Genomic DNA, 12846 nt, shown 5'->3' with positions numbered 1-12846 from the left:
TGAGGGCGCCTGGCCCATCGGTCGCCTCACGCGCCGCCCTGGCCGAGCGCGCCGCCGGTGCCGCCCGCGCCGCCCGCGCCAGCTTCGCCGCCAGCGCCGCCCGCGCCGCCTGTACCAGCTGCGCCGCCGGTGCCCGCGCCGCCTTCGCCACCGGTGCCGCCCGCACCACCGGTGCCGCCCGCGCCGCCTGCGCCACCGGTGCCGACGGGGTTATCCGAGCTTGTCGTGCCGCCGGTCCCGGTCCCACCCGTGCTGCCAGCGCCGGCCGAGGCAGCGTTGCCCGGGCCGGCCTCGCCGGGGGTGAGGCCGCCGCCGCCCCTGCCGTCATCCCCATCGGTTTCGGTCGTGTCGTTGCCCCCTCCGGCCCCGGCCGCGACGACGCCCTCGCAGTCAGCGCACCCGATACCCGAGAGGGGCGGCTCGGGTTGTGGGTTGAAGCCACAGCCCGCGAGCACCAGCCCCATCAGAAGGACGACAAGCTTGCGCATAAGCTCTCCCCTCAATAGCACCCTGCGCAATCCCCTGCCGCTTGCGCAGCGCCCTCTCGTCCGCGGGAGCGCGGCGTCGAGCGCGATGAGCCGCCTGCTTTCGCTCGCGTCTGCACGGCGCGGGCGCCGCCGTCAAGGTCGGGCTGCGCGCTTGCTCAGCCGCAGTCCACACCTCCAGCGCCACCGTCGCCGCAGGGCTCGCCGCCCTGGCCGCCACCGGCGCCGCCCTCACCACCGGCGCCGCCGGCACCGCCCTGGCCGCCCGCACCACCAGCGCCGCCCTCGCCGCCCTCGCCGCCGGTCCCGCCAGCGCCGCCCTCGCCGCCCTCACCGCCGGCGCCGCCCCCGCCGCCGGCATCACCGCTGCCCGTGCTCGTGGCGCTGCCCGTCTCGCCGGCGCCGCCCCCGCCCCCGCTGCCCGATGCTGGATCCGGAGCGCCGGCCCCAGCGCCGGCTCCGGCGCCACCTGCACCCGTGCTGCCGGCCCCGGTGGCGGTCGCCCCCGGCGGCGAGGGATCCTCGTCCTGGAACGGCGGTTCGGGCTGCGGGTTGAACGTGCATCCAACCGCGAGGAGCAGGGCAAGCAACAGCAGGCTTCGCATGGCGGGTACGCGGAGTATGGCAATCCACATGCCACGCGTAAAGCATCGAAATCAAAGGGATTGACCAGCGATCGTCGCGGTCCTCAGGCACACTCTGGCACGCCGCCCGGGCGATGGGATCCGGCATGGCGCGCCGGCGTCCGCCGCGGCCCGCGCTGCCGCTTCCGGCGCGGTGGCGCGCCCTCGTGTCCGCGGCGGCGGCTCGCGGTATCGTGCGGCGTGATTTCTGAAGACCTGGAGAACATCGCGCCGCGGCTCGAAGAGGTGCGGCGACGGATCGCGAGCGCCGCGGCGCGCGCCGGGCGCGCGCCCGGTGAGGTCCGGCTCATCGCCGTGTCCAAGGGGAAGCCCGCGGAGGCCGTCCGCGCCGCCTACGCGGCCGGGCAGCGCGATTTCGGCGAGAGCTACGCGCAGGAGCTGGTCGAGAAGGCCGAGGCGCTCGCCGACCTCGACGGGCTCGTGTGGCACGCCATCGGCCGGCTCCAGCGGAACAAGGCGAAGCTCGTCGCGCGCGTCGCGCAGGTCGTGCACTCCGTGGATCGCGACGAGCTCGCCGTGGAGCTCGATCGGCGCGCCGCCGCGCTCGGCCGCACCCTCGACGTCCTCGTCGAGGTGAACGTCGGCGGCGAGGCGTCGAAGGGTGGCTGCGCGCCCGGCGATCTGGCGCCGCTCGCCGCCGCGGTCGCCCGGTGCGCGCACCTCCGGCCGATCGGCCTCATGACGATCGCGCCGTTCCTCGAGGACCCGGCCGACGTCCTCCCGTTCTTCGCGCAGCTGCGCGCCCTGCGGGACGCGCACGGGGGCCAGGAGGTGCTGCCCGAGCTCTCGATGGGCATGTCGCACGATTTCGAGGCAGCCATCGCCGAAGGCGCCACGCTCGTCCGCGTCGGCACCGCCATCTTCGGGGCCCGCGGGTAACGCCGGCGCCTCGCGCGCGGCGCGCTCCCGGCACTCCGGCGCGGCTGCCGATCCATCGAGCCGGTCTCCGCGCCGGCCGCGGCGGCCGCTCCTTCCGCCGGCCGCGCGCTCTTTTTCGCCCTGCGCCCCTCGGACATGGCGCGCCGGGACGTTAAACTCCCCGCGTGCTCCAGGCGAAGGCGGAGAACAAGCCCTCCTCGGTCAGCGTCGTCAGCGGGGGCCGCGCGACGCCCGCGGCGACGGCGCGCTCCGCCCTGCCGCGCCTCGGCGCGGCCGTCCGCGCCGGCGCCCTCGCGAGCGCCGCGGCCTGCGCGACGCTCTCGCTCGGGTGCGGGCCGGGCGCGATGCCTGCCTCGGTGCGCCACCCGCTCGTGGGCAGCGCCGCGCCGGAGTTCCACGCGGAGTCGACGGCGGCGGTCACCGTGGGCGTGCCCGGCACCCGGAGGACGCGGGTCACCGTGATCGACTTCTGGGCGTCCTGGTGCGCGTCGTGCAGCCGGACCCTGCCGGCGCTCGACGAGCTCTGGCGCGACCGCAAGGCCGACGGGGTGGCCGTGATCGGCGTGAACGTCGACGACTCGGAGGCCGCCGCCGAGGCCGCCGCGTACGAGCTCGGCGCGACGTTCCCCATCGTCGCGGATCTCGGCCAGCGGCTCACCGGGACCTACGGCGTCGCGCAGGTCCCCCTCACGTTCGTCGTCGACGGCGCGGGCACCGTGCGGTGGGTCGGGCGCGATCCGGCGATCGCGCGCCGCGCCGTGGAGGTCCTGCTCTCGGAGCGCGCCGGCGCGAGGTCGGTCTTCGAATGAGCGCGGCGCGCGGCGGCGGCGGCGGCGCGCGGCGGCGGCCCGCGGGCGACGAGCCGACCCTCTTCGACGCCGCCCGGCAGCGCGAGCCGGAGCTCCGGGCCGCGGTGCCCCTCGCCGAGCGCATGCGCCCGCGCTCGCTCGCCGACATGATCGGCCAGGGCCACCTCCTCGGCGAGGGCAAGCTGCTCGCGCGCGCGATCGCGGCCGACCGGATCCCCTCGATGATCCTCTGGGGCCCGCCGGGCGCCGGCAAGACGACGCTGGCGCGCGTCGTCGCGCACACGACGAACGCCCGCTTCGTCCCCTTCAACGCCGTGCTCGGCGGCGTGCCGGAGCTCCGCGAGATCCTCGCCCAGGCGCGCGCCGCGCGCTCGTACGAGGGCAAGCGCACCATCCTGTTCGTCGACGAGATCCACCGCTTCAACAAGGCCCAGCAGGACGCGTTCCTCCCGCACGTCGAGGACGGGACGATCACCCTCATCGGCGCGACCACCGAGAACCCGTCGTTCGCGGTGAACGCGCCGCTCCTCTCCCGGTGCAAGGTCTTCCGCCTCCAGGGCCTCGACGCCGCGGAGCTCGTCGAGCTCCTGCGCCGCGCCCTCGAGTCACAGGCCGGGCTCGCCGGCGCGGTCTCGGCCGACGACGACGCGCTCGCGGCGATCGCGGCGCTCGCGCAGGGCGACGCCCGCAGGGCGCTCACCACGCTGGAGATCGCCGCGGACGAGGCCGCGCGCGCGGGCGCGACCACCATCACGCGCGAGCTCATCGCCGGCGCGAGCGAGCACAAGACGCTGCTCTACGACAAGGCGGGCGAGGAGCACTACAACGTCATCAGCGCCTTCATCAAGTCGATGCGCGGCTCCGATCCCGACGCCGCCGTCTACTGGCTGATGCGCATGGTCGAGGCCGGCGACGACCCGCTCTTCCTGCTGCGCCGGATGATGATCTTCGCCTCCGAGGACATCGGAAACGCCGACCCGCGCGCCCTGGAGGTCGCCGTCGCGGCGGACGCCGCGTTCCGGCGCATGGGCATGCCGGAGGGGCTCTACCCGCTCACGCAGGCGGCGCTGTACCTCGCCACGGCCCCGAAATCGAACGCGTGCAAAGCGGCCTGGCAGACGGCGCAGGCGGCCGTGCGCGAGCACGGCGCGCTGCCGGTCCCGCTCACGCTGCGCAACGCCGTCACGCGGCTGATGCGCGACGAGGGCTACGGCGAGGGCTACCGCTACGCGCACGACGAGCCCGGCGGCGTCGCGATGGGCGAGGCCTACCTGCCCGAGCCGCTCGTCGGCAGCCGGTTCTACGAGCCGACGGACCGCGGCTACGAGCGGACGATCGGCGAGCGCCTCCGCCGGATCCGCGGCGAGGGCGGGGGAGAGGGCGGCTGAGGCGCGGCGCCGGGCGCGCCGCGCGTCGCCCTCACCGCGTCACGCGTCGTCGTCGCCCGCGCCGGCGAGCGCCTGCTGGAGCTCGCTCAGCGCGTGCTGATCTCCCTTGCCGCGCGCGACCCCGATGCCGTCGCTGAGCCAGGCGCGCCCCTCGTCGAGGCGGCCGGCCTTCACCAGCATCGTCCCGCACATCAGGTACATCGGCACGTAGCCCGGGTCCATCGCCCGGAGCGCGGTGAACGTGGCGAGCGCGTCGTCCTGGCGGCCCTGCCCGGAGTACTCCAGCGCGAGCGCGTACCAGTGGAACGGGTCCTTCGACCCGTCCCGGGTCATCTTCTCGAGCATCAGCAGCCGCTTGCTCACGTCGCCTCCACAACGCCGATGAACGGCAGGTTCCGATAGCGCTCGGCCCAGTCGAGCCCGTAGCCGACGACGAACTTGTCCTCGATCGTGAAGCCCAGGTAGTCGATCGGCACCTCGACCCGCGCGCGGGCGGGCTTGTGCAGGAGCGCGCAGACCTTCACGCTGCTCGGCATCCTCGTGCGGAAGAGCTGGAGCAGGTGCGAGATCGTGAGGCCGGTGTCGACGATGTCCTCGACGAGGAGGATGTCCTCGCCCTCGATCGGGCGCGTCAGGTCCTGCGTGATCTGGACGACGCCGGTCGAGTCCGTGCCCTCGCCGTAGCTGCGCACGCCGAGGAACTCGATGCGCACCGGCAGGTCGATGTGGCGCGCGAGGTCGGCGGTGAAGACGAAGCTCCCCTTGAGCACGGAGACGAGCACGAGCCGCCGCTCCGCGTAATCCTTGGTGATCTGCGCGCCGAGGTCGCGCACGCGGGCGCCGATCTGCTCGGCGGACAGCAGCGTCCGGACATTCGCCATGGCGCCGCGCTAGCATCGCGGCGCCCCCGCCACCAGCGCCGAGGCACGTCCTCGCCCCCGCGCGCCGCCGGCCGCCTCGGAGCGCGGATGCCAGGTCGCGCGGCCGCTCCGCCCGCCGGGTCGAAAGTGGGTTAGTCTCCGCGCCGCTCGCGATGCAGCCCCTTCCTCCGCCCGACGCGCCCCCGCACCTCACCTCGCGCACCCCGCTGACCGTCCGCTTCTGCGAGACGGATCTGATGGGCATCGTCCACCACGCGAACTACGTCGTCTACCTGGAGGCCGGCCGCATCGACTGGCTGAAGCGCCGCGGGGTCTCCTACGAGGAGATGGTGCGGCGCGACCTCCATCTCGCGGTCGCGGAGCTGCGGATCAAGTACCGCAAGGCGGCGCGCTTCGGCGACGACCTCATGGTCGAGACGACCTGCCGCGAGGTCCAGCGGGTGACCGCGCGGTTCAGCTACCGCATCCTCCGGGGCGAGGACGTGATCTGCGACGGCGACATCCTCCTCGCGTGCCTCGGCTCGAACCTCACGCTGACGCGGATCCCGGACGACATCGCCAGGCTCCTGTCGAGCCCCGAGACGGCGCCCGGCGGCTAGCGCCGCCCGCCGCGCCCGCTCGGCCGCCTCCCGCCGCGCCGCTCAGTCGCCGTCCGCCGCGCCCGCGTCGGCGCCGCTGCGCACGAGGCGCGCCGGCATCTCGACCGTCTGCGGCGGGTCGATGCTCTCGCCGAGGAACGTGCGCCACTGGACGACGTAGCGCCCGCGCTGGGGGCCGGCGACGTAGCGCTCGCTCATCGGAGGCACCCCGACCGCGGGGATGCCGTCGACGAGCAGGTAGTACAGCGCGTCCGTCTGGTTGACCGCGACGAAGCCCTCGCCGGGCGCGCCCGGGTCGACGCTCGCGGGCAGCGGGAGCGGCTCGGTCCGGATGGCCGCGAGCTCATCACGCGTCAGGAAGACGCCGCCCTGCGCCGACGGGAGCCCCGCGGCGGCGTACGCCGAGCTCGGGGGCGGCATGAGCAGGTCGGTCGACAGCAGATCGGTGCGCCGGACGGCCGACGTGACCTCGAACGCGACGCCGCCGCCGCTCTGCCAGGCATAGCTCGCGTAGAGCGGCACCTCGCCGGCCACGCACTCGGGCGACTTCGGATCGACGCCGAGGATCTCGAAGAGCGCCCGGCAGAGCAGGGGCCCCCCGTCGCCGGCCTCCGGCATCCTGCCGAGCTCTAGGTACAGCGCGCCGAGGCTCGCGTGCACCTCGACCTTGCGGACGTCGACCTCGAGCCGCTTGCCTTCGCCGACCGGGCGCGCCGAGCCGGCCGACAGCGGCGTCACGTCGACGCGCCGCTCGCCGAGCAGCGTGCGGAGCGCGCCCGGCGGCAAGACCCGGTACTGGGCCGAGGCCGGCCAGAGCAGGATCTCCCCGTAGACGTCGTGGCGGGCGCGGAGCTCGGAGCCGGGCGGCAGCGGCAGCGCGCGCGACGTGAACTGGACCCGCATGCGGCCCGTCTCCGTGAGATCGACCTTCCACGACAGGTCGGTGAGCCGCTGCGCCGCGTGGACCCCGGCGGCCGCCACCTCGGGCGCCTTGGGGGGCTGCGGCACGTCGCGCCAGCGGAAGGCCGCCTCGAGCGTGACGCCGGAGAGCTCGCGGGGCGAGAGCGCATCGTCGGGCAGGGGGGTCGCCGGCGAGAGCGGCTGCGGCGACTGCTGGCTCGCCTCGGACATGATCAGCCGGCCGTAGTCGTCGGACACGAGCTTCGCGCTGGCCTCGACCGTGGAGGCGTCGAGCAGGTCCGGCGCCTCGTTCGCGAGCGGCGCGGGGAGGATCCTCGCGTTCGGGCTCGCCCCGGCCTCCACCAGGCCGGCGGGCTGCTGGCGCGACGGCTCGCAGCCGGCGGCGGCGAGCAGCAGGGCGATGGCGGCGATGCGGGCGCGGATCACGGCTCCCGCTCGAAGGTGTGGATCACCTGCACCCGCGGGTCGAGCGGCGGCGGGTCGGGCGCGCACTGCGTGTCCAGGAAGACCGCGGTGCAGCGGGGATGGCAGTCCACGAGCAGGTTGCAGTTCGCCGCCTCGTTGTCGAACGCCGCGATCACGCGCCCGAGCCGCGAGAGCTGCGGGGCGACGCTCCGCTTGAACTCGGTGTCGGGCATCTCGAACCGCGGCTTCACGACGAGCTCCGTGCCGATGACCCCGATGGGAAAGCCGAGGTCGCGCAGGCTCGCGAACGAGCCGAGCGCCATGTTCGGGAGGTCGCGCCCGGTGAGGTACACGAGCGTCGCCCCCGCCGCATGGCACTCGCGCGCGTACCGGCTCGCGCCGGGCACCTCGACGTCGTGCCGGATGTGCGGATCGTTGAAGAAGCGGGCCTTCCAGAACTCGAACGCGTGCAGGTGGAGCGACTCGTCGTCGACGCCGAGCCGGCGCAGGTTGTCCTGGAACCCGTACACGATGCCCTCGGGCGACGCGCGCTCGAGGAGGGCGGCGACGTGCGGGTGCTTGCGGCGCCACTCCTCCGCGAGCTCGTGGAGGATCGCGACCACCCGCGGCCGGTTGTCCATGAGGGTGCCGTCGAGATCGAAGACGATCACGGGCGGCCCCTCGGATCGGTCGGCCGCCCGCTCGACGATGGAGTCCAGGAGCCGCGTCCGCTCGAGGGGGACGAGGCGCTTCTCGTAGAACAGCGTGCTCAAGGTCGTCGCGCCGTGAGGGAGCGCGCCCCGCGCCGCTCCTCGGGAGGAACCCTATAGCGCGAACTCACCCGCCCCAGAAGCCGCGGTGTCCGCCCCCGAAGCCCGGCCCACGAGTCGGTAAGTGTGCAGAAACATCCCACATTGTTGACCATTGTGTTCCATTCTTCGTAGGATTTTCCACACCGGGGGCGCTCGAGCTCCTGAAGGAAGGCCCATGCAGAACCGCATCATGACCGCTCTGGCCCTGGCGATGGCGCTGACCGCCGTGTCGGGCTGCTCGAAGACCCCTCGCGATCGCCTTCAGGGGCGCTGGTACGGCGAGTCCATCGAGAACGCGCCCGTGGAGCAGCTCACGAAGGCGACCGGGTGGGTCAAGGGGACGGCGCTCGAGTTCAACGGCGCCAAGGTGACGGTGACCCTGCCAGCGGAGACGCCGCGCAGCGGCACCTTCAAGGTGACCAAGGCCGAGGGCGATCAGGTGACCGTCGCGTTCCTCCGCCCCGAGGGCGGGCTCGACGAGGCGCAGTTCCGCTTCGCCACGGATCAGACGCTGCGCTGGGAGATCGGCGACGGCCGCGCGATCGTGCTGGCCAAGGCGAAGAACTGAGCTCGGGCGGCGCCCGCAGTCCCCGCGCGCCCGCCGGGGGCCGCCGCCGGGCGCACCGGCCGGGCGAGGGCCCGGCCGCCTACCGCCGCACCCGCTCCCGCCGCACCCGCGTGAGCCACCGCGCCTCGCCGCGCTCGCCGTCGCGCGCGAGCAGCACCACCACGTCCTCCGAGAGCGGCCCGGTGAGCCGCCGCCGCGCCTCCTCGATGGAGCGCACCTCGACGCCGTTCACGGACAGGAGCCGATCGCCGGGCTCGATGCCGGCCTCCTCCGCCTCGCTCGCCGGGGGCACCGACACCACGGTCACGGTCCGGCGCTCCTCGCCGAGCGTCACCGCCAGGCTCCCGGCGCCCTTCGGGTCCTGCCGCGCGCCGTCGCCCGGCAGCGCGATCCGGACGCGCTCGGTCGTCCTGCCGGCCCGCACCTGCACCGGCTGCGACTCGGCGCGCCCGAGATCCGCGCTGTACGCCTCGAGCACCGCCGTGCCCTCGGGCAGGCCGCCGAGCTGGAACCGCCCGTCCCGGTCGGTGAGCACGACGCCCGGCGGCAGCGGGCCGAGCGGCAGGTACGTCGGCACGCGGTCGCGCGCCACGCGGGCCCCGGCGACCGGATCGCCGCGCGGATCGACGACCTGGCCGGCGACCTCTCCGGCCTCGAACAGGTCGATGCGCCCGAGGTCCGTCGGGCGATCGCGGTCGCCGGCGAGGGTGACCCGCAGCGTGGCCGGCGCGAACCCGTCGCGGGTCACCGTCATGCGGAGCTGCCCCGGCGCGAGGTCCCCGAGCGTGAAGGCGCCCTCCGCGTCGCTCGTGGCGCGGCGCGGCCCGGTCGGAGAAAACAAGGTGATCCGCGCGCCCTCGAGCCGCTCGCGCCCGCCGCGCCCGGTCACGGTGCCGGTGGCCTTGAGCGCGGCGCGCATCTCGAGCCGCAGCTCCTTCGGCGCGGCGTCGACCTGCTCGACGCGCGGGGCCCTGCCGGAGCGCACGAGGCTGATCCGGAGCGGGAGGCCGGCGGCGTCGGGCAGCAGCGCGTCGCCGCCGTCGTCCGTGAAGAGCGTCTTCCGGAGCGGGACGGCGACGTCGAGCGAGAGGACGCGCACCTCGGCGCGGTCGAGCGGGTAGCCGCGATCGTCGGTGACGCGGATGGCCACGGCCTCGCGCACCTTCGGGAGGACGACCTCGATCTCCTTGCGATCGCGCTCCGGGACCTCGACGACGAGCCGCGCCACGACGTCCCCGGGCGACTCGGGCCGGGACACCGAGACGAGCACCTCGTCGGGGACCGCGGCGAACGCGAACGTGCCGTCGTCGGCGGAGTACGTCACCCGCTCGAGCGAGCCCGCGGTCGCGGCCAGCTCGACGCGCGCGCCGGCGACCGGCCTGCGGTCCTCCTCGAGGACGCGGCCCTCGAGCAGGCCGCCCTGGCGCATCACCACGCGCACGCGGGCCTCGCCGCCCGGCGGGAGCGTCACGACCTCGCTGGGCGTCTCCACGTACTCCGGGTGCCGGACGATCGCGTGCACGCGCCCCGGGGTGACGGGCTCGGCCCGGAAGGTGCCGTCGGCGCGCGTGACCCACGGGTCGCCCGACCGCGCCGCCGCGACCGGGAGGATCGCGTCGCCGCGCGGCAGGTCCGGGATGGGGCCGGGCATCACCCCGAGCTCTCCCGCCGGGATCAGCGGCGCCGGGCCGGGCAGGGCGCGCTCGAAGTGCTCGTCCCTGAACTCGGACATCGCGGTGGTCTCGTCGATGGGCATCCCCTCGGCGTCGGCCCCGACGATCTCGATGGTCGCGCCCGGGACCGGGTAGCCGCGATCGTCGACGACCTCGCCCACGAGCGCGCCGCCGCGGAGCAGCGGGATGCGGACCTCGGAGGCGCCGGCCTCGACCTGCACCGCGTTCCTCGGCACGAAGCCGGCCGCGAGGGCCGACGCGCTCGCGTAGCCCGGCGCGATGGGCCCGAGCGACACGGACCCGTCGTCGCCCGTGCGCCCGTGCAGCGGGAACGCCGACAGCCCCTGCTCGACGAGCACGACGTTCGCGCCCTTCACGGGCGGCGCGCCCTCGCCGTCGCCGTCGGTCACGAGGATCCGCACGTGGCGGCCGGGCCCGAGGACGAGCTTCACCTCCTTGCCCTCGCCGCGCTTCACGGGCACGGCGAGCGCGGTCGCGCTCACGGCGGCGCCGCGCCGCGCCTTGAGGTCGTACACCCCGTCGCGGAGCCCGGCGATCCTCGCGGCGCCGGTCGCGTCGGTGGTCGTGCTGCGCGCCGGCCACAGGCCGGTGCCGGCGGCGAGCACGGTCGCGCCGTCGACGGGCTGCCCCTCCGCGTCCACCACGCGGACCGTCAGCGCGCCGAGCCGATCCATCCGGAGCCGGAGCGGCACCGGCCCCGGCACGATACCCGTCCGCACGGTGTCCTCGAAGCCGAGCGCCGACGCGCGGACGACGTAGGGCGCCGCTCCGAGCCGCTCGAACCGCGCGCGCCCCCCCTCGGCGGTCGTCGCCACGAAGGGGAGGGGATCGGCGGTCGCGACCGTGACCTCGGCGCCGTCGATCGGGCGCTCGGCCTCGTCGACGACGAGCACGTCCAGCACCTTCGCGGGCCGCAGCGCGAGGTCGACGGCGCGGGGGCCCGGCTCGAGGGCGAGGCGCGCCGAGGCGCGGGCCCGCTCCGCGCCGTACGCGAGGACCCACGTCTCCCCGGACGGCAGGCCGGCGAAGCGCGCCTCGCCGGCCGGATCGGTCTTCTGCTCGCCGGCGAAGTAGGCGCGGTCCTCGCGCAGGGCGAAGACGCGCACCGTGGCGTCCTTCAGCGGGCGCCCCTGCTCGTCGCGCACGGTGGCGGTGAGATCGGCGGCGCGCCCTTCGACCCAGGCGGGCACCGGCGGCGCGGGGATCGGCGCCTGCGGCAGGAATCGCGGGCCCAGATCGCGCAGCGTGGTCGCGGCGAGGAAGCAGACCAGCGCGGCGATCGCGGCCAGGACGGTATCGAGGCGCGACCGGCGCTCGGGCCGGTCGGCTTCCGCTGCGGGTTGCTTGTCCTGCTCGGCCACGGCGTGGATCTCTACTCCGGATCCGCCGAAACGCCGAACGCCCGGGGGCCGTTCCCGGCCGGAGGGGTGTGCTCCGGCCGGCCTGGAACGGCCCCGGCCGGCGGCGCGGGGTCAGGCCTGACGGCCGCGGTGCTGCTCGATCACGGCCAGGATCTCCTCCTCGCAGAGGATGTGGTCGGTGGCCTTGGCCCTGGCCAGGATGGCGTCGACGAGCTCCTTCGAGGGCTCGATCTTCCGCTGCCTGAGCCAGTAGTTCACGTTGGAGGCGCCGGACATGTAGCCCACGCAGATCTCCTGCTTGCGGCCGAACATGCCGGCGGGGACGCCGGAATAGATCCGGTCGGCCATCCAGGCGTCGCCCTTCGCCTCGGCCTTGATGATGGCGGCCGCGTGCACGCCGGTGGCCGTGCGGAAGGCGTCCCGTCCGACCAGGGGATAATTGATGGGGACCTCCCAGCCGACCGCCTGCGCGGCCGTCGTGCAGTACTCGAGGAGGTGGGTGAGGTCCTGGTGCTCGAGGAGGCCGAGGAGCTTCATGTTGAGCAGGATGAGCTCCATGGCGGCGTTGCCGACGCGCTCGCCGATGCCGAGGGCGGTGCCGTGCACCCGGTCCGCGCCGAACTGGAGCGCCCAGATCGCGTTCTCGAGCGCGAGCCCGCGGTCGTTGTGGCCGTGCCAGTCGATGCCGACCGACGCCCCGGCCCCCGCGACGATGGCGCGCGTGAAGTTGATGAGGTTGCGCACCCCGTCGGGCGTCGCGTGCCCGACGGTGTCGCACAGGCACAGCCGGGACGCGCCGTGGTCGATGGCGACCTTGAAGAGCGTCGCCAGCACCTCGGGGCGCGAGCGCGTCGTGTCTTCCGTGACGTAGGCGACCGGCAGCCCGGCCTTCACGCCCGCGTCGATCGCGGCGGCGCTGCGCTGGGCGATGAGGTCGACGTCCCACGCCTCCGCCAGCTGGCGGATCGGGCTCGAGCCGATGAAGGCGTAGATCTCGACCGGGATCCCCGCGCGCTGGGAGATCTCGATCATCGGCGTGATGTCCGAGACGACCGTGCGGCCTGCGCAGGCGACGCGGAGCGGCAGGCGGTTGTCCGCCACCTCTTTGCACATCCGGAGCACGTCCTCGAAGGCCCGCGGCGAGCTGCCGGGCAGGCCGATATCGGCGACGTGGATGCCGATCTTGGCCATGAGGTGGAGCAGCTTGAGCTTGCTCTCGATGTTCGGGTCGGCGACGGAGGGGTTCTGCAGGCCGTCGCGCAGGGTCTCGTCGAAGAAGCCGATCTCCTTCGGGATGACCCGCCCGACGCGGCCCACCTCGTTCCAGTCGTAGATGAGATCGGTCGGGCGGCCAGCGTCGGCAGCGATCGCCATGCTCTGAGTATAGTGCGCCGTTCTCA

13 protein-coding genes are annotated in these 12846 nt (G+C 74.7%); 5 read left to right on the top strand and 8 right to left on the bottom strand.

The features are described 5' to 3' along the window. Positions 1 to 26: 26 nt before the first annotated feature. Together WMF20_RS46385 and WMF20_RS46380 are read right to left on the bottom strand one after the other, a co-directional pair. Positions 27 to 488 carry a hypothetical protein gene (locus WMF20_RS46385; protein WP_437608146.1) on the bottom strand — a complete coding sequence of 154 codons (462 nt, stop codon included), beginning with the start codon at positions 486 to 488 and terminating at the stop codon, positions 27 to 29. 155 nt (positions 489 to 643) lie between these two features. Next, positions 644 to 1090 (bottom strand): hypothetical protein, encoded by a 447-nt coding sequence (locus WMF20_RS46380; RefSeq protein WP_437608145.1) that lies wholly within the window; start codon positions 1088 to 1090, stop codon positions 644 to 646. Between the two features lie 219 nt (positions 1091 to 1309). On the opposite strand from WMF20_RS46380, the gene WMF20_RS46375 reads away from it, so the two are divergent. The 3 genes from WMF20_RS46375 (at position 1310) to WMF20_RS46365 (ending at position 4205) form a co-directional block, all read left to right on the top strand. Beyond that, entirely contained in the window at positions 1310 to 2008 is a 699-nt protein-coding gene (locus tag WMF20_RS46375; RefSeq protein WP_437608144.1) for a YggS family pyridoxal phosphate-dependent enzyme, read from the top strand. Positions 2009 to 2172: 164 nt separating this feature from the next. After that, the gene (locus WMF20_RS46370; protein WP_437608143.1) at positions 2173 to 2817 is read left to right on the top strand and encodes a TlpA family protein disulfide reductase; all 645 of its coding nucleotides are present in this window, start codon (positions 2173 to 2175) and stop codon (positions 2815 to 2817) included. Then, positions 2814 to 4205, top strand: coding sequence for a replication-associated recombination protein A (locus WMF20_RS46365; RefSeq protein WP_437608142.1), 1392 nt, complete (start codon positions 2814 to 2816; stop codon positions 4203 to 4205). Before WMF20_RS46370 ends, WMF20_RS46365 begins: the two co-directional genes overlap by 4 nt. Before the next feature lie 39 nt (positions 4206 to 4244). On the opposite strand, the gene WMF20_RS46360 is transcribed toward WMF20_RS46365, so the two are convergent. Together WMF20_RS46360 and hpt are read right to left on the bottom strand one after the other, a co-directional pair. Further along, entirely contained in the window at positions 4245 to 4568 is a 324-nt protein-coding gene (locus WMF20_RS46360; protein ID WP_129580205.1) for a tetratricopeptide repeat protein, read from the bottom strand. Then, positions 4565 to 5086 carry a hypoxanthine phosphoribosyltransferase gene (gene hpt / locus WMF20_RS46355; RefSeq protein ID WP_061622783.1) on the bottom strand — a complete coding sequence of 174 codons (522 nt, stop codon included), beginning with the start codon at positions 5084 to 5086 and terminating at the stop codon, positions 4565 to 4567. The genes WMF20_RS46360 and hpt overlap by 4 nt, the downstream gene beginning before the upstream one ends. 152 nt (positions 5087 to 5238) lie before the next feature. Between hpt and WMF20_RS46350 the strand changes: the two genes are divergently transcribed. Further along, entirely contained in the window at positions 5239 to 5685 is a 447-nt protein-coding gene (locus WMF20_RS46350; RefSeq protein ID WP_437608141.1) for an acyl-CoA thioesterase, read from the top strand. Between the two features lie 42 nt (positions 5686 to 5727). On the opposite strand, the gene WMF20_RS46345 is transcribed toward WMF20_RS46350, so the two are convergent. Both WMF20_RS46345 and WMF20_RS46340 read right to left on the bottom strand, forming a co-directional pair. Beyond that, positions 5728 to 7032 (bottom strand): hypothetical protein, encoded by a 1305-nt coding sequence (locus WMF20_RS46345; RefSeq protein WP_437608140.1) that lies wholly within the window; start codon positions 7030 to 7032, stop codon positions 5728 to 5730. Further along, positions 7029 to 7784: an HAD family hydrolase gene (locus WMF20_RS46340; protein WP_129580202.1), complete on the bottom strand. Its 756-nt coding sequence runs from the start codon at positions 7782 to 7784 to the stop codon at positions 7029 to 7031. The genes WMF20_RS46345 and WMF20_RS46340 overlap by 4 nt, the downstream gene beginning before the upstream one ends. Positions 7785 to 7998: 214 nt before the next feature. On the opposite strand from WMF20_RS46340, the gene WMF20_RS46335 reads away from it, so the two are divergent. Continuing rightward, complete coding sequence (locus WMF20_RS46335; protein WP_061623681.1) at positions 7999 to 8391, top strand: hypothetical protein; 393 nt, start codon at positions 7999 to 8001, stop codon at positions 8389 to 8391. Positions 8392 to 8470: 79 nt separating this feature from the next. Here WMF20_RS46335 and WMF20_RS46330 read toward each other — a convergent pair whose 3' ends face one another. Both WMF20_RS46330 and WMF20_RS46325 read right to left on the bottom strand, forming a co-directional pair. Next, complete coding sequence (locus WMF20_RS46330) at positions 8471 to 11446, bottom strand: carboxypeptidase regulatory-like domain-containing protein (protein ID WP_437608139.1); 2976 nt, start codon at positions 11444 to 11446, stop codon at positions 8471 to 8473. A gap of 111 nt (positions 11447 to 11557) precedes the next feature. Continuing rightward, a complete protein-coding gene (locus WMF20_RS46325) occupies positions 11558 to 12820 on the bottom strand; it encodes a LeuA family protein (RefSeq protein WP_129580199.1) in 1263 nt (420 codons plus the stop codon). Positions 12821 to 12846 lie beyond the last annotated feature (26 nt).

It is taken from the genome of Sorangium sp. So ce834 (assembly GCF_051521425.1).
Classification (GTDB): domain Bacteria; phylum Myxococcota_A; class Polyangia; order Polyangiales; family Polyangiaceae; genus Sorangium; species Sorangium cellulosum_D.
This window is presented reverse-complemented; position numbering and strand designations above follow the sequence as displayed.